The following is a 19,531-nucleotide window of genomic DNA, read 5'->3' on the forward strand; positions in this document are numbered from 1 at the left end:
AAGACTACTTTTGTTTTAGTACACACAAGCAAGATAACGACTTGCAACTAGAAGAGGACTCACGTTCTCTTCTTTTTTTTTATCCATACACAAAAGAAGAGGCTGCCCTTTTGAGACAGCCTCTTTTTTTCGTTTGAATCCAATCATGCGCCAAACCCGTTATTAAGGCAACGCTTTTGAAATCACTTTTTTATCTATCTTAGTACAACTTTTTAAGCTTATGTTCAAGAAACTCCCTAGACCATTTCAGAATTTTTACGTTGTAGTGAGTGTTGTATTTCTGCTCTGGATGACTTTTCTGGACTCGAATAATCTCATCGCTCGTTTTCAAATGAGCAGCAAATTGAGTGGCTTAGAAAGTGAGCGAGAGTATTATCAGGATAAGTACAAGGAGACGGAAAAGGATCGTAATGAGGTTTTCGGTGACCGCGAGTCAATTGAAAAATTCGCGCGTGAGAAATACCTCATGAAAAAAGAAACCGAAACTATCTACGTTATAAAAGAAAAAGACTGATCGATATGAAACGCTTTCTCCTGTTCGTAATCCTTTTGGCCGCCGCTTCTATCCAAGCAAATGCGCAGTGGGGGGAAGATGAGATGGATGAAACGGCACCTTGGAAAGAACGTATTTTTACCGGTGGAGGCCTTGGTGCAAGTTTTCAGAAGGGATATTCGTTTGTTTCGGTCTCTCCATTGATTGGCTATAAGATCACACCCAAACTGGCCGCAGGACTTCAGTTTCAATACCGTTATACAAAGTACAATGTTGGTAGCTTTAAGTTTTCTGCAAATGATTATGGTATAAGTCCATTCTTACGATGGAATTTTTATGGGCCATTGTTTCTTCATACCGAGTATGAATATCTGAATTATACTTCGATGGATTTAGATGGTTCTAAAGTTCGAAAGGGCTACAATAGTTTTTTTGCGGGCGGTGGATTCTTCCAACCGTTGGGACGTAATGCAGGCTTCTTTCTGTTGGCACTATACAATTTTAGCTACAGAGATCCCCAGCCTAATGAATTGTCCCCTTATGATTCGCCGCTGGTCATCCGCGCTGGTGTCACCGCTGGCTTTTAACTACCAATGAACGCCCAACTTTTCTCCAAGAAGCTGTAGATCTTCCACGACTTTTGGATTTAAGGGGATTCCCTCCTTTAGTCGGATTGCATTCATTTCTCTTTCCGGATCACCGGGTATGATTACCTTTTCTTGACTCGCAATAGTCTCAGCATTACGAAAGCGATTGATCCAATTGTCCATGTGCGTTTTAAATTCATGAGCGGGTCTAAACGCATCGATGCGCATCGCACCGAAGAAATGACCGATGCCTTCTCCAACAGGATCGGCAGGTGGCGACAGGAATGCAACGAACGGTGGAACCCATGGCCCGTAGTTAGCGCCCGATAGTACTGCAGAAAAGATATCGACCCAAGCTCCCAGGCAAAAACCTTTATGGCTACCGTGCTCGCGATCGCTTCCCAACGGAATTAGCGCACCACCGTCTTTCAATTCATTGGCGTTGATTGAGGCATCGCCATTCTTTTTTTGAATCCACCCAATCGGTGCGTCTTGGTTTTTGCGTTGTAAAATTTCAAGTTTTCCATTTGCGGCAGTAGTCGTAGCAAAATCTGCTACGAACGCGGGTTGTTTGTCAGCGGGAATCGCTACGGCAATTGGATTTGTTCCAAGGAGTCTTTCTACGGAGAACGTGGGTGCTACCAATGGACTCGCGTTTGTCATGGCCATGCCAATCATGTCGTGGTCAAGCGCCATCATTGCGTGGTATCCTGCGATCCCAAAGTGATTTGAATTTTTTACTGCTACCCATCCAGTTCCGGCAACGCGTGCTTTCTCCATCGCGATTTTCATCGCATACGGCGCAACCACGAGACCGAGTCCGCCATCACCATCAACCACAGCTGTACTGGGCGATTCGTGTACGACGCGAATATTGGGCGTTGCATTGACGCGCTTCGCTTCCCATAGTCTCACGTAACCTGAAAGTCGTGCAATGCCGTGTGAATCGATTCCTCTTAGGTCGGCACTTAAAAGGACCTTCGTGGCGAGCGTTGCGTGATCTGCTGAACATCCAATCTTAGTAAATGTTGCGAGCGCAAACTGGCTCAACTTTTCGTATGAGTAAACTTGATCTGCCATCGCGCAAAGATATAGAACGGAAACACATCTCGTGGATCAAATTTAGCGTCAGTAAAAAAACACGGCGAAGTATTGTGGAATTTGATCGTTACCGGCATCCAGGGTACAAATCAACTTATTATGAAAAATTTAGTGTGGACCTTCGTGTTCTTGATTTCAATAAAAGGATATGCGCAAAGTGACAAGATCACGGAATCAAAGATTACCAACGTGACAGTCTTTTTGAATAATGCGCAAGTAACTCGTACCGTAAATACACAAGTAGCAGCAGGGAATTCAAATATTATATTAACCGGTTTGACTGCATACCTTGATCAGGCAAGTATTCAAGTTTCAGGCAAGGGAGATTTTGTAATTCTCGGTATCGCGCACTACCAAAATTATCTTGACGGACAGTCTATGCCAACAGCGATTAAGCAATTGAAAGATTCGCTTACACTTCATCAACGGAAATTAAATTTTGAGCAGAGTCGCAAGGAGATTCTAACTAAAGAGGAGGTCCTATTGCAAAGTAATCAACACATTGCAGGGACGACTCAAAACTTAACGGCTGCGGAGTTAAAAGCCATGGCAGACTTCTACCGGGCACGCCTTACCGACATTGTACAAGGACGAATGCTAATTGAAGAACGCTTGCTTCGCATTCAAGAGAAGATTGCACGGCTTGAGCAACAGATCAGCGAGAAGCATGTTTACTACACGACCAATACAAGCGAAATCGTTGTGCGTATTTCAGCGGCTGTGCCCGCTGCGGTCGCGCTTGATGTTCAATACATTGTTGCAAATGCAGGCTGGACACCGCAGTATGACTTAAGAGCCATCAATACAAAACGTCCGGTGCAGTTGAATTATAAGGCGAATGTGTTTCAAGCAACAGGGGAGGAATGGAACAATGTTAAGTTGAAGCTCTCTACCGCCAACCCTAATCTAAGTGGATTGAAGCCAACACTCGAGCCGTGGTATCTAACTTTTCAACAGTCGATGGAAAGTGTATTGCAGGGAAAGGTTGCTGGCGTTCAATTGCGTGGTTTAGCATCTGCGCCTGCTATGGATATGGAAATGAAGGAAGAGGATCTGCCGGCACAAACCATTGCCAATTATACGACGACTATTCAGACGACATTGAATACAGAGTTTGATATTTCCCTGCCGTATACTGTAAGTGCGTCGAATAAGCCGACATTGGTTGATATTCGAAATTACGAATTGAAAGCTGACTATCTCTTTTCAGTGGTACCCAAGCTAGATTTAGATGCGTTTCTGATGGCGAAGCTTACAGGCTGGGAAGATTTAAGCCTTCTTCGAGGTGAAGCCAATATATTCTTCGAAGGCACCTTTGTCGGCAAAAGCTTCATCGATCCAAGAACTATAAAAGATACATTGTCGGTGTCGTTGGGTAGAGATAAACGAATTGTTGTTAAACGTGAAAAGCTCAAGGACTACGCCTCTCGGAAATTTATTGGCATGAATCAGCGCGATAGCTACGCATATGAAATTTCAGTTCGTAATGCGAAGATGGAAAATATTAAGCTTATCGTCGAGGACCAAATTCCTGTATCACAGGATGGTCAAATTGAAGTAATCGTATCTGATGCTGGTGGTGCTTATTTTGATAAAACGTCGGGTAAGCTGCGGTGGGAATTTGCGCTTACTCCGAATGAAAGTAAACAGGTAGTGTTTAAGTTCGATGTTAAATTTCCGAAAGGAAAAATGGTTACGATGTTTTAAAGTGTGTAGAAGTATTGGGAGGACCTCTGTTGAACGCAGGGGTCTTTTTTTTTTGCGATAAGATTTTTTAGCCTTCATTTCAGTAAGGCAAAAAAAAGACCTAATTTCGACAGCGCCGATTTCCAACCCTCCGGATGCTTGGCCAAACGATAATTTTTTAATCGCAATACCTGAACCGCCTTCTCATGCTTACAAAAAAGCACAACCCCTTCTTACGGAGGGTGGGAGTAATTGTTGTACTAGGATTAGTATCTATGCTCCCTGCCGTCGCTCAAGATTTGGATTCGCTGATGAATCTAAACGCTTTCACTGCAGAGAGCGATCTCCAGAAAATTCTCAATAAAAATGTTTCTGTCTCTACTCAGAAATTAACGATGCGTGAAACGCCTGGAATCATCAGTTTAATTACAGCAGAGGAGATTCACAACAGTGGCGCGCGTGATCTTACAGACGTACTCCGACTCGTTCCTGGTTTCGACATCATGCAAGATTTGCAGTTTGTACTGGGCATCGGCTTGCGTGGTAGCTGGGCCAACGAAGGTAAGGTTCTCGTAATGCTAGATGGTCAACCCATGAATGAACTGCTGTATCAGTCAGTAGCCGTCGGAAATCGTTTTCCAGTTGATGCAATCGAGCAGATTGAAATTATTCGTGGTCCCGGTTCTGCTGTTTATGGGGGCTCCGCAGAATATGGCGTGATTAATATCATTACAAAGGCAGCTGGTAGTTTGAATGGGGTAGGCGTTTATGGGACGGCAGGCTTACATGCTGACGCCGTTGGGCGATCGAATGTTGGTGTGATGGCATCTCAAAAAAATGAAGACTTGTCATGGGATCTTTCGGCATTCGTTGGAAAATCAATTGTGAGTGATGCAACATATCAAGATCTGTTCGCTTATCAGGAACCCAGTGATCTTTCGGAGACGACAAAAGCAAATCCTACAAATGTCAATGTAGGGCTTCGCTATAAAAATTTATCGGTGCGTGGAATGTTCGATCAGTTTAAGACGGGTGACCCTACTGCCGACGTTCTCTTCAAAACATTTTATGTTGATGCGAGTTACAATTTGAAAGCGTCGGAGAAACTTACGCTGGCACCAAAAATCCAATACATCCATCAAACGCCTTGGAATCTTTTTTATAAGGAAGATGACGACGCAAATATTGAATTGCGAGGGAAGCGAATGCTTGCGCAAATGGATGCGAAGTGGGTGCCGGGTAGGAAAGTTAGTTTAGATTTCGGAGCATTATATTTTCAAGATCGCAGTATCGATTTAATAACAGACGAAGATCTATTAACACTCGATAACTTTGCTTTTTACACACAAGCACTTTTTAAACATCGTCTCGCCAATGCAACTTTGGGTTTTCGGTTTGAAAAAAATAATCGCTACAAGGGTGCTTTCGTTCCGCGGTTAGCGCTTACGAAGAAAATTGAAAATCTACATTTCAAAATGCTCTACAGTAAAGCGTTTAGGGCGCCGTCACTTCAGAATGTATCGTTGGATACAACAGGCGCGAAACCAGAGCGATCGAATGTGTTCGAATTTGAGTTAGGCTACCAATTTACGCCGGAGATGCTTTTTGCATTCAACGCATTCCATATATCAAGCAAGGATATCATTATCTATGGATCGGCGAGCACGGAAAATACATTTGAAGAATGGTATGAGAGTTACGAGAAATCAGGAAGTACGGGTTTCGAATTGGTTTACAGTATCAGAAAGAAAATGTGGTACGCAAATTTGACGTACTCGTTCAGTCGCGCGTTATCAGATAACACCGTGGATATTTATCGTGTATCACAAACGAAGAGACAGTACGTTGGATTTCCCGCACACAAGATTACGCTAAATACAAACTTTAACATTACATCCAAGCTCGGTGTGAATCCAAGTTTTGTTTTTGCTGGCAAGCGATATGCATACACGACCGCCGATGAAGAAGAGAATCCGGTATCGACAGAACTTGATCCGTATGTGTTAGCCAATGTATTTGTGCATTACGACAACATCTTACCAGGATTGAATGCAGGTATCGGTGTTTATGATTTACTGAATGAGCGTCCTGCTATTCCGCAGGCGTACAATGGTGGTGAAGGTGCCTATGCACCCGTTCCAGGAAGAAGCCGTGAATATGTTATTAAATTATCGTATCAATTGAATTTTAAAGATTAGGGTTATGCGGATCTTTTGTTTGTTAATTTTTTTGTTTGTCGGATCCTCTGCCTTCGCACAAACTACAAACTACCAGGTGTATGCGTTGTTTGTCGTGAACATCGCAAAATATTCATCATGGCCAACGGCAGCTTCTGATTTCCAAATCACGGTTTTTGGAAAGACAAAGGCGTATGAAGAATTGCTCAAGCAAAGCGGTAAAAATTTTAACGGAAAACTCGTTAAGGTGAATCAAATAGATGACGTTTCAAGTATTGGCACACCGCATATTCTCTATGTGGCGGACAGTAAGAGTTCTCAAGTCGATGATTTGATTAAAGCAACGCAAGGAAAGTCTGTAATGATTATTACTGAGCGCGAAGGGTTATTTAAGAAAGGTGCAGGCTTTAGTTTTGTCGTGATGGAGAATAATACACTTCGATATGATATCAATCACACAGAATTAGAGAAGCGGCAGATTAAGATTTCTAAAAGTCTTTCGAGCTTAGCCAATCAAACACTCTGATCAGGCTTTCGCTTTCAGTTCGTGAATGAGGGTAGCGAGAACACCTTCTTTGAGCGAATACGTCGACACACGAATGCGATTGAATGGATGATGTTCCAATAAGTAGCGAATCAAGCAACAAGCGACCACGATCATGTCGACGCGCATTTCAATCATTCCAGGAATTTTCATTCGTTCGGCGCGATTCTTATGCAGTAGCTCTTGAAAGATTTGATAGAATCCTTCTATCGTCAACGGCGTTTCAATTTCTTCAGCTGATTTTTGAATATGATGACGCTCGCAGAAAATATCACTGAGTGTATCGAATGTTCCGGATGAACCTACCAGGATGTTTGTGGGAAATTTTGCCAGGGCTTCGAACACTGGCGCGAGCGTTATGTTGAAATGATTGTCAAGATGAGTCATTTCTTCGGTCGTGATGGGGTCGTTCTTTTGAAACTTCTCCATCAAACGTTGTGCACCAATTTCGATGCTTTGCTTCCAAAATATTTGGTCGTTATCGCCAATGATGAATTCAACACTTCCACCACCAATGTCGATGATCAAAGATTTGTTTTGTTCCAGATGCAAAGCAGTCTTGACACCATTATAAATGTATTCGGCTTCGCGGTCACCTGAAATAATGTCGACAGATATTCCGGTTAGTGCCTTGATCCGTTCAGCAATAGCTTGTCCATTGCTGGCATTTCGGAGTGCGCTGGTTCCGAATGCATACACGTTTGTTGCGCCGTACTGCTCGATGGTATTCTTGAAGCTTTGCATGGCGACGAGCGCGCGGTGAATGGCTTCTTCGGTGATGTATCCGTGATTGATTCCACCCATTCCGATTTTTACGGCCAAGCGATCGCGGCGGGTAATGTGATAGCCGTTGTCGTTAGCTTCGGCCAACAGCAAATGGAAGGTGTTTGTACCCATATCCATAATCGCAACCTTGTTCTCCATAAGTTTCCGCAAAGGCGGCGTGAAGATACAAATTTAAGGATGACGGCCAATAATCGCCGGTTGACATCGGGTGTATACAACCACCCGAAAATCGGACTATATTTAGCCCACAAATTCATAACCGAATGGCGAAACGTACGATCAAAGATCAAGTGTTGCAGCAAAAATTTGAAGAGCTTGAACACAAGAACCAGGAATCATTACAAGGCGGTGGTCAAAAGCGGATAGAGCAACAACATGCTAAAGGAAAACTGACAGCGCGTGAACGCCTAGCCTTATTGCTTGATGAAGGATCGTTCGAAGAACTTGGAAAATTTGTTATGCACCGAAGCAAGGACTTTGGGCTGGACAAAGAATACTACTTAGGCGATGGCGTGGTAACCGGATACGGTACAGTGCATGGGCGACTGGTATATGTTTTCTCTCAAGATTTCACCGTTTTTGGTGGATCACTTTCTGAGACGCATGCCGAGAAGATTGTGAAGATTATGGACCTGGCCATGAAGAATGGAGCGCCCGTCATTGGCTTAAACGATTCCGGCGGTGCGCGTATCCAGGAAGGTGTAGTTTCTCTTGGTGGATATGCTGACATCTTTTATCGCAATACACTGGCATCAGGTGTAGTGCCGCAGATTTCTGCGATCATGGGCCCTTGCGCTGGTGGTGCTGTTTACTCACCGGCCATCACGGATTTTATATTCATGGTCGAGAACACCTCTTTCATGTTTGTAACCGGACCGAACGTAGTAAAAACAGTTACGCATGAGAACGTAACAGCGGAAGAATTAGGAGGGGCGATTACCCACAGTACCAAAAGTGGGGTAACTCATTTTGCTTGCGGTAATGAAGCGGAGTGCATTCAACAGATTAAAAAGTTATTGAGTTATATACCGCAGAATTGTGAAGATGAAGTTCCGCGTCAACCGTATACGGCCGGCGATGAATCTCGTCCACAGCTCAATGAGATTATACCTGCAAATCCAAATCAACCTTACGATATGCGTGAGGTGATCAACGGTGTAGTGGATGGCGATAGCTTCTTCGAAGTTCATAAAAATTTCGCAGAGAATATTGTTGTTGGTTTTGCTCGACTTGCAGGTAGAAGTATCGGTGTTGTAGGAAATCAACCCGCGTCTATGGCGGGAGTTCTTGATATTGACAGCAGTGTGAAGGGCGCACGTTTCGTTCGTTTCTGCGATTGCTTTAACATTCCTTTGCTCGTGTTCGAAGACGTTCCAGGATTTTTGCCAGGTACAGATCAGGAATGGAATGCGATTATTACCAACGGTGCAAAATTATTGTTTGCATTTTCAGAAGCGACTGTTCCTCGCGTTACCGTCATTACACGTAAAGCCTATGGTGGTGCTTATGATGTGATGAATTCTAAACATATTGGTGCCGACTTGAATTACGCATGGCCAACGGCAGAGATTGCTGTAATGGGCGCTAAAGGAGCCGCAGAAATTATTTTCAAGAAAGAGATTTCGGAGGCTGCCGATCCAGAAGCAAAGTTGAATGAGAAGGTTGATGAGTATACCAGAAAATTTGCAAACCCCTATCGTGCAGCGCACCGCGGGTACATTGATGAGGTAATCTATCCAGATCAAACGCGGGAAAAACTCATCAAGGCATACGCGATGCTGGAAAATAAAGTAGCGACGTTGCCACGAAAAAAACATGGAAACATTCCATTGTAACGGATGTGATTTGAATTGTTAGAAAATGATTTTATAAAAAGGATTTAAGCACTATGGATAAAAAGAGTAAACAGTTTTTATACGCATATCTGAACAATGCGTCGCCCACGGGATTCGAAAGCTCGGGACAACAAATTTGGCTTGATTACCTGAAGCCTTATATCAACGAGTATATGGTTGATGTCTATGGAACTGCAGTCGGTATTGTTAATCCGAAGGCTCCGTACAAAGTGGTGATTGAGGCACATGCCGACGAGATCTCTTGGTTCGTAAATTACATTACTGAAGATGGCTACATCTATGTTCGTCGCAACGGTGGATCCGACCATCAGATTGCGCCTTCAAAGCGTGTGAACATTCACACGGACAAGGGTATTGTGAAGGGTGTTTTTGGCTGGCCAGCGATTCACGTTCGTGATGCTGCACGTGAGGAGGCTCCTTCGTTGAAAAACATCTTTATCGATATCGGAGCCGAATCCAAAAAAGAGGTCGAGGCTTTGGGCGTTCACGTTGGTTGCGTTATCACGTTTGAAGACGAATTAATGGAGCTCAATAAAAACTGGTTGGTAGGCCGCGCCCTGGACAACCGAATGGGTGGATTTATGATCGCTGAAGTAGCGAGGAGGCTCTCTGAAAATAAGAAAAAACTGCCATTCGGGCTTTACATCGTGAATTCCGTTCAGGAGGAGATAGGGCTACGGGGAGCGGAAATGATTTCGCGCCGAATTAAGCCAGATTTAGCGATTTGCACAGACGTGACCCACGATACGCAATCGCCTATGTATAACAAGAAGGAGAGTGGAAATTTGAAGGCTGGGAGTGGACCCGTGGTCTGTTACGGTCCGGCGGTTCAAAATAATGTTCTCAAAATGGTAATAGAGACGGCCCAAAAGCGGAAAATACCTTTCCAGCGCCAGGCAGTTTCTCGCTCCACAGGTACGGATACCGACTCTTTTGCATATTCTGCCGAAGGAGTCGCATCGGCGCTTATTTCCCTACCTTTGAAGTATATGCACACAACGGTCGAAATGGTGCACAAAGAAGATGTCGAAAACGTTATAAATCTTATTTACGAATTTTTGCTCCAGCTCAAATCTGGGCATGATTTCAGGTATATTAAGTAATCTGAGGAGAAAATCTTACATCAATAAGGTTGCCATCTGGATAGGTTCTTCCGGTCAAACGGGGGAACCTGTTTTTGTGATAACAAATAACAAACACCCTTATAAGTTTTATGAAAAAGATAGCAACCCTCGTAGTAGCAACTCTCCTGATAAGTGGCAGTGCTTTTGCTCAAGCTGCGGAGAGACCAATTCATGAAGTGTATTCGATGATGGTTTTCAACTTCACACGATATGTGCAGTGGCCGGACCAATCAACCTCTGGTGAGTTCGTGATCGGTGTAGTAGGAAGCCAGACAATCTTCGCAACATTGAACGAGTGGTACGGAGGAAAGCCAAAAGGATCGAAGACTTATGTGATTAAGAAGTTTAATTCGGCGGCAGAGGTAACAGATTGCCACGTACTCTTCATCGATAAATCTAAAAGTGGCGAATTTGAAACGATAAATAACAAATTGAAAGGCAAAGGCACTTTGCTGATCACAGATAAGAACGGATTAGGCGAGAAAGGTAGCAGCATCAACTTTAAGACAGTTGACAATAAGCTGAAGTTCGAGTTGAATCAAAAGGCAATTGAGACAGCAAATCTTAAAGTGTCAGGTTCACTCTCCTCAATGGCGATCTTGATTTAATGGTGTGTGGGAGCTTGTCCCGGGAACTTCGGGACGAATCCCAGATTAAATCGTAGATTAGCCTAACGCAGAACCCATAAACTGAACCAACTATATCTATGAAAACCATTATTTTTTTATGTCTTTTTGCTTTCACAGCAGGAAGCGTTTACGGACAAGAACGCCCGCCACATGAAATTCACGCGGCGATGTTGTACAACTTTATTAAGTATGTGCAGTGGCCAAATGAAGGCGACGGTGGAGATTTTGTTGTCGGAGTGATTGGTGATGACAATGTGTTCAATACCCTCAAGCAGTGGTATGACGGAAAACCTAAGGGGAGCAAAAAATATGCGATCCGCAAATTAGGTTCCGCTGCAGAGGCAACAGAATGTCAAGTAGTGTATGTTGGCAAGTCGAAGAACAAAGACTTCGAGTCAATCAGAACGAGTACTACCGGCAAGTCGGTCCTTACGATCACCGATGGTAATGGTTTAGGCCAGAAAGGTAGTTGCATCAACTTCAAAGTAGTTGATGGTAAATTGAAATTTGAATTGAATCAAGGCGTTGTTTCAGGATCAAACCTGAAAGTATCGTCGCAGCTTAGCAGTATGGCGATTCTGATTTGATCGCTACCGCGGCAAGCGCAGGTTAAGAACGGGAAGATAACGGGTATGGAATGGCGTGAAGGGATGTTTCGTGAGCTGGTCGAGAATTCTGATGACATTAATGTCGTAGTTGACAAAGACCTCTACATCCGTTATATCTCCTCTTCTGTAGCTGATGTCTTCGACGTCCGACCTGTTTCGTTGCTCGGTAAAAAAATCAGTGATTATGTTCCGGCTGAAAAACTAACGCAGTGGAGAGAAAAACTCCACGGCAGTGATACCACTTTGACCGATGAAATTGAAATCATCGGGGCAGATGGCCGAAAAGTGGATTTTGAAATACGAGTATCGAATATGCTTCATCACTACACCGTTCGCGGGTTGGTGCTTAAGCTTAACAACATAACAGATATCAAGAAAAGAGAAGACGAACTTATTCGCTCGAATCTTCAGCTTGATCAAGTGATCTTCAAAACGACACATGATCTTAAAGCACCATTGATGTCTGCACTCGGCCTTGTTCAAATTGCAGAGAAAGCTCCCGACGATGAAAAGGATGCTTACATCAATCTGATCAAAAAGAGTTTGTTAAAGCTCAACGCGTTTATCGAAGAGATGAACGACTTCTATCGAAACGATAAGATGGAAGTGAAGCGCGAGAAGATAAACCTGACAAAGGTTTTGCATGACGAAATGGAGAATCTTGATCCGCTTGATCGCAATGATGTTCAGTTTACCATTGAGATCGATCAACGGGTTGAGTTATATTCTGATCTTGTCCGATTGAAAACAATTGTGACAAACATTTTATCAAACGCAATAAAGTATCAGGATAAAAAGAAAGTGAACCCGTTCATAAAAATCATGGCGCGGGTTGACGATAAAAATTGTGATCTTTGTATCGAGGATAATGGCATCGGAATCGAGCCAGCTTACAAAGAAAAGATTTTCGATCTTTTCTTTCGGGCAACCGATCAAGCACAAGGTTCTGGTTTAGGATTGTTCATCGTAAAAGATACAATTGAACGTCTTCAAGGAACTATTAAAGTGATGTCGAGCGTTGGAGAAGGGACGATCTTTCAGATTCAAATTCCGAATCGTCTTCCTGAAGCCAATTCGATTTTATAAAGAGCTACGCACGGGGTTGCAGAGTTTTTATAGAGAGGGTCTTTTCTCTGTACACTCTGTGCGTTTTTTTAGATGTAGTACACACTTGTGAACAGCACAAGTCGTTTATAAAGAGTTACGCACGGGGTCGCAAAGTTTTTACAGAGAGGGTCTTTTCTTTGTGTGCTCTGTGCGTTTTTTTTTAACTTCCTCTCAAGTTGTAGTGCAATTATGGAAAGTCGGTCGTTTCTCGATCAAATGAATCACCTGGTGACGATAAATTTTCCGCCGAGGAGAATTGTGTCTCTCGTCCCTTCACAAACTGAATTGCTGGCTGATCTTGATCTCGATGAGAAAATTGTCGGTATAACCAAATTCTGTGTCCATCCGCAAGCATGGATTTCACCCAAGAAAATAGTCGGTGGAACAAAACAATTTAACTTCGAAGTCATTCAAGCTCTTGAACCTGACTTGATCATTGCTAACAAAGAAGAAAATTATCAAGAAGGAATAAACCGCTTGCGTGCTAAGTATCCAGTGTGGACGAGCGATATTGTTTCTATTGAAGATGCAGTGGCAATGGTTGCCTGTCTCGGCCAGATTACTGACACGAAAGAACAAGCCGAGAACATCATCGCATCTATTCATGAGTCATTCGAAAAATTGATATCCACACCGCCTGTATCGGCACTATATCTCATTTGGCATAAGCCCTGGATGGCAGCAGGACGAGATACTTTCATCAATACACTGCTTGAAAAAATGGGACTGCGTAATGCCGTTCCAGAAACGCGATATCCAGAAATTTCAGAAGAATACATTCAAGCTATGAATCCGGATTATATTCTTTTGTCATCCGAACCATTTCCGTTCAAAGAAAAGCACGTCGATATGCTTCAACAACTTTTACCCCAGAGCAAAATTATATTGGTGGATGGCGAAATGTTTTCCTGGTATGGTAGCCGACTGATAAAAGCACCAGCCTATTTCAATTCGCTTAACTTTCAGTGAGTGGTATTTGAAACGACTTCAAGTCATTCCAATAGTTGGGATATGATTTTCTGACTACATCACCCTTGTCGACCGCTACATCCATCAGTGTTACGAGAGGCGCGAAAGCCATGGCCATGCGATGGTCCTTGTAGGTTGCAAAAGACGCGTGAGTCGGTAATTGCTTCGATGGAATTAAAGTCCAGTGTTCTGTATCAATCTCGATAAGCTCTCCGCCAATCTTCTTTAATTCATTTTGAAGGGCAGCAATACGATCAGTTTCTTTGATACGCAGACTTTCCAGTCCGGTGAAGTTGCCTTTAATACCTTTTGCTACACACACTACAGCAATTGTTTGTGCGAGGTCAGGGCAGTGTGTAAAGTCCCACGTGATCTCAGAAGCATGCGCTTTTTTTGTGAGCTTCAACATGCCATTTTCCATTTTAGCTTGTACGCCGAGTTGATCCATGATCTGAACAACGACACTGTCTCCCTGAAGAGAATTGAGCGACAAACGTGGAAGAAGAATTTCAGCTTCTTTCGCAAGCGCCGTAAAAGCAAACCAATAGCTTGCTGCCGACCAATCTGATTCGACTGTGAACGGCGCGGATTTATAAGCTTGGTGTGGTACGGTAACTTTGTTTCCGGTAAAGTCAACCGATGCACCGAAATGCCTCATAATAGAGGCCGTCATTTCGATGTATGGTCGGCTTCCTATTTTTCCTTCGAGTTCGAGCGTTAGACCTTGAGGCAGAGCAGGAGCAATCATCATCAATGCGGAGATAAATTGACTGCTGATGTCGCCGCGAATATTGATGTGGTTTGTTTTTTGTCCTTCGAATTTGACAATTTCGATCGGTGGATATCCATCTTTTTCCGGATAGTTGATTACGACACCTAAAGCGCGTAGTGCATTAACCAAAATACCGATGGGGCGTTCTTTCATCCGAGAAGTACCCGTAAGTATTTTGCTTTGATTGGTCGCACTGAAGAATGCCGTTAGAAATCGCATTGTCGTACCAGCGTCTTCAACATCGATGATGGCGTCTTTGGAATTGACAAGGCGCAACATCAATTGGGTATCGTTAGCATCTGAAAGATTGTGAAGCTCAGCATCTCCGCCAGCGAGCGCATTAATAATAAGGGCTCTATTGGCGATACTTTTTGATGCTGGTAGGCGTGTTGCTGTACCCTTCAAAACATTCGTTTGCTTCAATTGAATCATAACTGGTAAAAATCAAATTCTTAGGCCGGCGAAAATACAGTTTGTTATAGATTAATTTCAGCATAGCCGAAACATTTCACACGAAAATCGAGTTCTTTATGATATGAGTAAAGCTACTAAAATTGCTATCGGATTGAGTATCGCCTCGGGCGCACTCTTAACAGCATGGTTGCTTTCTGGAAGTCGTAAAGAGAAGACTAAAGCATTCATTGCCAAGAAAGCGTCTTCGTTAAAAAAGCCAAAGGTTGAAAGCAAGCCTTTCGATGACTCCGAAGCCCATTACATTTGAAGAGTACGGTAAAATGTCAGAGCCTGTTTTACCTCTTCAAAGTTGATTTCCTGATCCCACCTCGCGTTGCCAATTCCCTCTTGGAGTACGCATAAAATTTTATTTCCCTTATTTTTTTTGTCTTGAACGGTAAGACGCGATGCCGCTTCTATCTGTTGATCATCAAGGCTTACTTTGCCAAAAATTTTCAATATGTAATCCGCCATGGCGTGAAGTTCTTGTGAAGACAATAGTCCACGTTGTTCGGCAATGTATCCTTCGGCAATAAGTCCAATAGCGATGGCCTCGCCGTGGAGGATACGATGACCGGAAGCCAACAGATAACTTTCTACAGCGTGACCGATGGTATGACCTGCATTCAAAATTTTACGCAGTCCTTTTTCTTTTGGATCTTCCGTCGTAACACGTGCTTTGAAGGCAACGGAGTGCTTTACCAAGGTCGTCCAATTTTGTGATGCTAATGGGAGCGTTGAGATGTGCGTCCACATAGCTTTATCAGAGATTAATGTGTGCTTGATAATTTCAGCAAAGCCAGACCGCAATTCAGCTTCAGGTAGTGTCTTCAAAAAACCGCTGTAAAGAAGTGTCAGTGCTGGTTGTTGGAAAACACCAATGTGATTTTTAAAATTATCGAAGTCAATACCCAACTTACCGCCGATGCTTGCATCGGTTTGCGCGAGGAGTGTAGTTGGCACAAGGACGAAATCAATACCACGTTTATAGGTTGCTGCACAGAAGCCGCCCATATCGCCGAGTACACCACCGCCGAGAACAACCATACAGGCATGTCGATCGAGGTGGAGGTTAGTCATTTGTTGCCAGATGGTGGTGCATGTACCGAGATTCTTGAATTCCTCTCCTGCACCGACAGTGATAAGACTATGCGTTGGAAGTGAGTCACTGATGCTTGGATAACATGCCTTGGCGGTGTTGTGGTCAGCCAGTACGACGACGGTGGAGTAATTTTTTTTTTGGAGGAATATCAGAAGATCGTTTGATGGATTTTCAGAAAACAAAATGTTATCGGGCAGCATTGGGCTTTAAAATTCTTTTATTCGGAAAGTTATATAAAAGTGCTCAAATCAGCGGTAACGGTGTTTATGCTAACGATTGCGGCGTAAAATTTCACATATATTTGCGCCACTCATTAACGTATGGCAGCAGCGAACAATCTTTCTTTTGACGACACCTCGGTTGCATTTTCCTATAAGTCGGATGCAGCACTCAAAAAAGCGAATTTCATTTTTACGCTCGTAAATAATCCAACGATTTCAGCTTTGGCGACAAGTTCTGTTAAGCTCGCGTTGAAATTACATCTCCCTGTTGAAGGAATGATTAAGAAAACTGTTTTTGATCATTTCTGCGGTGGAGAGAGTATTGACAAGTGTGATGACGAAATCGCATCGTTGGCAAAGTATGGTGTAGGAACAATCTTAGATTACTCCGTTGAAGGTGAAAAATCTGAACGCGGCTTCGATTTAACGATGGAGGAAACACTTCGAACTGTTGAGAAAGCTGGTAAATCTCAAAGCATTCCATTCACTGTTTTCAAAGTAACGGGATTAGCGTCGAGTGATCTGCTGGAGAAAGTGCAATCAAACGCACCATTAACAAAAGAAGAGGCTGCGGCATATGAACGCGTCCGTGAACGTGTTAATCGCATTTGCAAACGTGCATACGAAGTTGGCATACCGGTGTTGGTCGATGCCGAAGAGACCTGGATACAAGAACCTATCGATGATCTCGCCTATGAAATGATGGCATTGTACAATCGTAAAAAGGCCATCGTGTTCAATACCTATCAACTCTACCGCACGGCGTCGCTTGGCAATCTGAAAACGGCATATCAAAATGCAGTAAAAGGCGACTATCACCTTGGTGGCAAACTTGTGCGTGGCGCGTATATGGAAAAGGAGCGCGCGCGCGCGCAGCAGCGTGGCTACGAAAGTCCGATTCACGCGAATAAGGAAGCGACGGATGTAGCGTTTAATGAGGCGTTAGAATTTAGCATGGCGAATATCAATCGCATGGCGATCATGTGTGGTTCTCACAATGAGCAGAGCAATTACCTGCTTAGTGAGCTCATGAAGAAATACAACATTTCTGAAACCGACGAGCGAATCTGGTTTGCGCAGCTCTTTGGTATGAGCGACAATATCAGTTTTAATCTGGCGCGTCATGGCTATCGTGTTGCCAAATATGTACCCTATGGCCCCGTGCGCTCCGTGATGCCGTATTTGTTTAGAAGAGCAGCCGAGAACACTTCTGTAGCAGGGCAAAGTAGCCGCGAATTGACGCTTATTCGAAAAGAATTACGGCGCCGTAAGGGCTAAATCATATAAACGATCCTTGTTGATTTCTGAAAGGTGTTGAATAGTCGGGAAGACTCCATTCTTTTTTCCCGAATTAGACTATTTTTGCCAAAATTTTGACCGTATGCAACTCAGCGAACAGGAACTCCAGCGCAGGAAAAGTAAAAAAGATCTAGAAGACCTAGGGATCAATCCATATCCCGCAGAGCTTTTTGAAGTAAACGCTTCTGCTAAGGAAATTCATGAGAACTACGAGCGCCATAAGAGTGACTATCGGGATATTTCTTTGGCGGGTCGTATCATGAGCCGTCGTGTGATGGGCAACGCCGCGTTTGCCGAACTCCAGGACGAGACGGGCAGAATCCAAGTTTATTTCCGCCGCGACGATATATGTCCGGGCGAAGACAAAACCCTTTACAATACCGTTTTCAAAAGACTTCTTGATATTGGCGATATCATCGGTGTAAAAGGCTACGGCTTTACGACACAAACCGGTGAAATCTCTATTCACGTAACATCATTTAAAGTACTGACCAAATCACTTCGACCACTTCCTGTTGTGAAAGAAACAACGAATGAAGATGGATCGGTTGTGAAACACGATGCCTTTACAGATCACGAGCAGCGTTATCGCATGCGTTATGTGGACTTGATTGTAAATCCTGAGGTTCGTGATACTTTCATCAAGCGCACACAGTTAGTGAATTCTATGCGTCAGTATTTGAACAACAAAGCGTACTTGGAAGTTGAGACACCAATTCTTCAACCACTCTATGGTGGTGCTGCTGCACGTCCTTTCAAAACACATCACAATACACTCGATATGACGCTCTACTTGCGCATCGCGAACGAGTTGTATTTAAAACGTCTTATTGTCGGAGGCTTCAATGGCGTGTACGAGTTCTCGAAAGATTTTAGAAACGAGGGAATGTCTCGTTTTCACAATCCTGAATTTACACAAGTTGAATTGTATGTGGCTTACAAGGACTACTATTGGATGATGGATCTTGTCGAAGAGATGATTGAAAAAGTAGCACTTGATCTTCATGGCACAACCCAAGTTAAAGTAGGTGAGAATATCATCGACTTTAAACGACCTTGGAAAAGGTTTACCATGTTTGAAGCGATCCAACATTTTACGGGCGTTGACATTTCAAAAATGGATGAGCAGCAACTTCGCGACACTTGCAAGAGCCTGAATGTTCCGATGGATCCAAGTATGGGCAAAGGAAAATTGATCGACCAGATTTTCGGAGAGAAGTGCGAGCATGAGCTAATCCAGCCAACGTTCATCACTGACTATCCAATCGAAATGTCGCCACTCGCCAAGAAGCACAGAAGTGTTCCAGGATTGGTAGAACGTTTTGAAGCAATCTGTAATAGAAAGGAAATCGCAAATTCCTTCTCAGAGCTGAACGATCCAATCGATCAGCGTGAGCGCTTTGAAGAACAGTTAGAGCTAGGAAAGCGTGGTGATGAAGAAGCGATGACGTTGGATGAAGACTTCCTTCGTGCGCTTGAATTCGGAATGCCGCCAACAGCAGGTCTAGGTATTGGTATCGATCGCTTGTCGATGATCATGACGAATTCTGCATCCATCCAAGATGTACTCTTCTTCCCGCAGATGAAGCCTGAAAAGCAAGGAGGAGGATTCGATGAAAAAGAATTTCTCGCCATTGGCGTTCGCGAAGATCTAATTCCGGTGTTGCAAAAACTCGGCATACAATCGCTCACACAAATGAAAGAGATGAAAGCATCGAAACTTTTCAACGATGTGTGTGGTATGCGCAAGAAAATGAAACTTGAAATCCCGAACCCAACATTACAAGATGTTGAAGGATGGATTGCGTAAGCGATCCTCTTCAGCTGCAAGTTGCTAGCTACGAGCCTCAAGCAAAATGTCGAATTGTGAAAGCAGTTCGACATTTTGTTTTAACGATTAAGGGCATCTCTAAAAACCTCAGTGAAAAGCGGTAAAGATTTGCGTACTTGCTTTCAAAGTAAGGGAAATGAAAAACAAGGCGAAAGGTCTATTTGACGAACAATTCAGACTGAACAA

Annotated in this window: 18 protein-coding genes; 14 read left to right on the top strand and 4 right to left on the bottom strand. The window is 43.5% G+C overall.

What is annotated here, in order from left to right:
- Positions 1-220: 220 nt before the first annotated feature.
- Positions 221-514 (top strand): FtsB family cell division protein, encoded by a 294-nt coding sequence (locus tag DQQ10_RS27270; RefSeq protein ID WP_112750127.1) that lies wholly within the window; start codon positions 221-223, stop codon positions 512-514.
- 5 nt (positions 515-519) lie between these two features.
- Positions 520-1,080: a hypothetical protein gene (locus DQQ10_RS27275; protein ID WP_112750128.1), complete on the top strand. Its 561-nt coding sequence runs from the start codon at positions 520-522 to the stop codon at positions 1,078-1,080.
- Here DQQ10_RS27275 and DQQ10_RS27280 read toward each other — a convergent pair whose 3' ends face one another.
- Positions 1,081-2,160 carry an Ldh family oxidoreductase gene (locus tag DQQ10_RS27280; protein WP_112750129.1) on the bottom strand — a complete coding sequence of 360 codons (1,080 nt, stop codon included), beginning with the start codon at positions 2,158-2,160 and terminating at the stop codon, positions 1,081-1,083.
- A gap of 120 nt (positions 2,161-2,280) precedes the next feature.
- Between DQQ10_RS27280 and DQQ10_RS27285 the strand changes: the two genes are divergently transcribed.
- The 3 genes from DQQ10_RS27285 (at position 2,281) to DQQ10_RS27295 (ending at position 6,570) form a co-directional block, all read left to right on the top strand.
- Positions 2,281-3,888: a DUF4139 domain-containing protein gene (locus tag DQQ10_RS27285; protein ID WP_133259787.1), complete on the top strand. Its 1,608-nt coding sequence runs from the start codon at positions 2,281-2,283 to the stop codon at positions 3,886-3,888.
- Between the two features lie 185 nt (positions 3,889-4,073).
- Positions 4,074-6,065, top strand: coding sequence for a TonB-dependent receptor plug domain-containing protein (locus tag DQQ10_RS27290; protein ID WP_112750131.1), 1,992 nt, complete (start codon positions 4,074-4,076; stop codon positions 6,063-6,065).
- A gap of 4 nt (positions 6,066-6,069) precedes the next feature.
- A complete protein-coding gene (locus tag DQQ10_RS27295; protein ID WP_112750132.1) occupies positions 6,070-6,570 on the top strand; it encodes a YfiR family protein in 501 nt (166 codons plus the stop codon).
- On the opposite strand, the gene DQQ10_RS27300 is transcribed toward DQQ10_RS27295, so the two are convergent.
- Entirely contained in the window at positions 6,571-7,512 is a 942-nt protein-coding gene (locus DQQ10_RS27300) for a Ppx/GppA phosphatase family protein (protein ID WP_112750133.1), read from the bottom strand.
- Positions 7,513-7,637: 125 nt separating this feature from the next.
- Here DQQ10_RS27300 and DQQ10_RS27305 point away from each other — a divergent pair, with 125 nt between their 5' ends.
- The 6 genes from DQQ10_RS27305 (at position 7,638) to DQQ10_RS27330 (ending at position 13,667) form a co-directional block, all read left to right on the top strand.
- The gene (locus DQQ10_RS27305; protein ID WP_112750134.1) at positions 7,638-9,209 is read left to right on the top strand and encodes an acyl-CoA carboxylase subunit beta; all 1,572 of its coding nucleotides are present in this window, start codon (positions 7,638-7,640) and stop codon (positions 9,207-9,209) included.
- A 53-nt stretch (positions 9,210-9,262) separates the two neighbouring features.
- On the top strand, positions 9,263-10,333 hold the full coding sequence (locus DQQ10_RS27310) for a M42 family metallopeptidase (RefSeq protein ID WP_112750135.1): 1,071 nt from the start codon (positions 9,263-9,265) through the stop codon (positions 10,331-10,333).
- Between the two features lie 110 nt (positions 10,334-10,443).
- Entirely contained in the window at positions 10,444-10,962 is a 519-nt protein-coding gene (locus tag DQQ10_RS27315; protein ID WP_112750136.1) for a YfiR family protein, read from the top strand.
- Between the two features lie 98 nt (positions 10,963-11,060).
- Positions 11,061-11,570, top strand: a complete 510-nt coding sequence (locus tag DQQ10_RS27320; RefSeq protein WP_112750137.1) for a YfiR family protein — start codon at positions 11,061-11,063, stop codon at positions 11,568-11,570.
- Between the two features lie 45 nt (positions 11,571-11,615).
- The gene (locus DQQ10_RS27325) at positions 11,616-12,677 is read left to right on the top strand and encodes a sensor histidine kinase (protein ID WP_112750138.1); all 1,062 of its coding nucleotides are present in this window, start codon (positions 11,616-11,618) and stop codon (positions 12,675-12,677) included.
- Positions 12,678-12,887: 210 nt separating this feature from the next.
- Entirely contained in the window at positions 12,888-13,667 is a 780-nt protein-coding gene (locus DQQ10_RS27330; protein WP_112750139.1) for an ABC transporter substrate-binding protein, read from the top strand.
- On the opposite strand, the gene DQQ10_RS27335 is transcribed toward DQQ10_RS27330, so the two are convergent.
- Positions 13,654-14,871, bottom strand: coding sequence for a 3-phosphoshikimate 1-carboxyvinyltransferase (locus DQQ10_RS27335; protein WP_112750140.1), 1,218 nt, complete (start codon positions 14,869-14,871; stop codon positions 13,654-13,656). The genes DQQ10_RS27330 and DQQ10_RS27335 overlap by 14 nt on opposite strands.
- 103 nt (positions 14,872-14,974) lie before the next feature.
- Between DQQ10_RS27335 and DQQ10_RS27340 the strand changes: the two genes are divergently transcribed.
- Positions 14,975-15,160, top strand: a complete 186-nt coding sequence (locus DQQ10_RS27340) for a hypothetical protein (protein WP_112750141.1) — start codon at positions 14,975-14,977, stop codon at positions 15,158-15,160.
- Here the strand turns inward: DQQ10_RS27340 and aroB are convergent.
- Positions 15,151-16,194 (bottom strand): 3-dehydroquinate synthase, encoded by a 1,044-nt coding sequence (aroB, locus tag DQQ10_RS27345; protein ID WP_112750142.1) that lies wholly within the window; start codon positions 16,192-16,194, stop codon positions 15,151-15,153. The genes DQQ10_RS27340 and aroB overlap by 10 nt on opposite strands.
- 120 nt (positions 16,195-16,314) lie before the next feature.
- Between aroB and DQQ10_RS27350 the strand changes: the two genes are divergently transcribed.
- Entirely contained in the window at positions 16,315-17,493 is a 1,179-nt protein-coding gene (locus tag DQQ10_RS27350) for a proline dehydrogenase family protein (protein ID WP_112750143.1), read from the top strand.
- A gap of 103 nt (positions 17,494-17,596) precedes the next feature.
- The gene (lysS, locus tag DQQ10_RS27355) at positions 17,597-19,324 is read left to right on the top strand and encodes a lysine--tRNA ligase (RefSeq protein ID WP_112750144.1); all 1,728 of its coding nucleotides are present in this window, start codon (positions 17,597-17,599) and stop codon (positions 19,322-19,324) included.
- Positions 19,325-19,531: the final 207 nt, after the last annotated feature.

It is taken from the genome of Pseudochryseolinea flava (assembly GCF_003286915.1).
Lineage (GTDB): Bacteria > Bacteroidota > Bacteroidia > Cytophagales > Cyclobacteriaceae > Ohtaekwangia > Ohtaekwangia flava.

Coding starts and splice junctions, on each gene's coding strand:
- DQQ10_RS27270 (WP_112750127.1), top strand. CDS start 221: ATGTTCAAGAAACTCCCTAGACCATTTCAGAATTTTTACGTTGTAGTG.
- DQQ10_RS27275 (WP_112750128.1), top strand. CDS start 520: ATGAAACGCTTTCTCCTGTTCGTAATCCTTTTGGCCGCCGCTTCTATC.
- DQQ10_RS27280 (WP_112750129.1), bottom strand. CDS start 2,160: ATGGCAGATCAAGTTTACTCATACGAAAAGTTGAGCCAGTTTGCGCTC.
- DQQ10_RS27285 (WP_133259787.1), top strand. CDS start 2,281: ATGAAAAATTTAGTGTGGACCTTCGTGTTCTTGATTTCAATAAAAGGA.
- DQQ10_RS27290 (WP_112750131.1), top strand. CDS start 4,074: ATGCTTACAAAAAAGCACAACCCCTTCTTACGGAGGGTGGGAGTAATT.
- DQQ10_RS27295 (WP_112750132.1), top strand. CDS start 6,070: ATGCGGATCTTTTGTTTGTTAATTTTTTTGTTTGTCGGATCCTCTGCC.
- DQQ10_RS27300 (WP_112750133.1), bottom strand. CDS start 7,512: ATGGAGAACAAGGTTGCGATTATGGATATGGGTACAAACACCTTCCAT.
- DQQ10_RS27305 (WP_112750134.1), top strand. CDS start 7,638: ATGGCGAAACGTACGATCAAAGATCAAGTGTTGCAGCAAAAATTTGAA.
- DQQ10_RS27310 (WP_112750135.1), top strand. CDS start 9,263: ATGGATAAAAAGAGTAAACAGTTTTTATACGCATATCTGAACAATGCG.
- DQQ10_RS27315 (WP_112750136.1), top strand. CDS start 10,444: ATGAAAAAGATAGCAACCCTCGTAGTAGCAACTCTCCTGATAAGTGGC.
- DQQ10_RS27320 (WP_112750137.1), top strand. CDS start 11,061: ATGAAAACCATTATTTTTTTATGTCTTTTTGCTTTCACAGCAGGAAGC.
- DQQ10_RS27325 (WP_112750138.1), top strand. CDS start 11,616: ATGGAATGGCGTGAAGGGATGTTTCGTGAGCTGGTCGAGAATTCTGAT.
- DQQ10_RS27330 (WP_112750139.1), top strand. CDS start 12,888: ATGGAAAGTCGGTCGTTTCTCGATCAAATGAATCACCTGGTGACGATA.
- DQQ10_RS27335 (WP_112750140.1), bottom strand. CDS start 14,871: ATGATTCAATTGAAGCAAACGAATGTTTTGAAGGGTACAGCAACACGC.
- DQQ10_RS27340 (WP_112750141.1), top strand. CDS start 14,975: ATGAGTAAAGCTACTAAAATTGCTATCGGATTGAGTATCGCCTCGGGC.
- aroB (WP_112750142.1), bottom strand. CDS start 16,194: ATGCTGCCCGATAACATTTTGTTTTCTGAAAATCCATCAAACGATCTT.
- DQQ10_RS27350 (WP_112750143.1), top strand. CDS start 16,315: ATGGCAGCAGCGAACAATCTTTCTTTTGACGACACCTCGGTTGCATTT.
- lysS (WP_112750144.1), top strand. CDS start 17,597: ATGCAACTCAGCGAACAGGAACTCCAGCGCAGGAAAAGTAAAAAAGAT.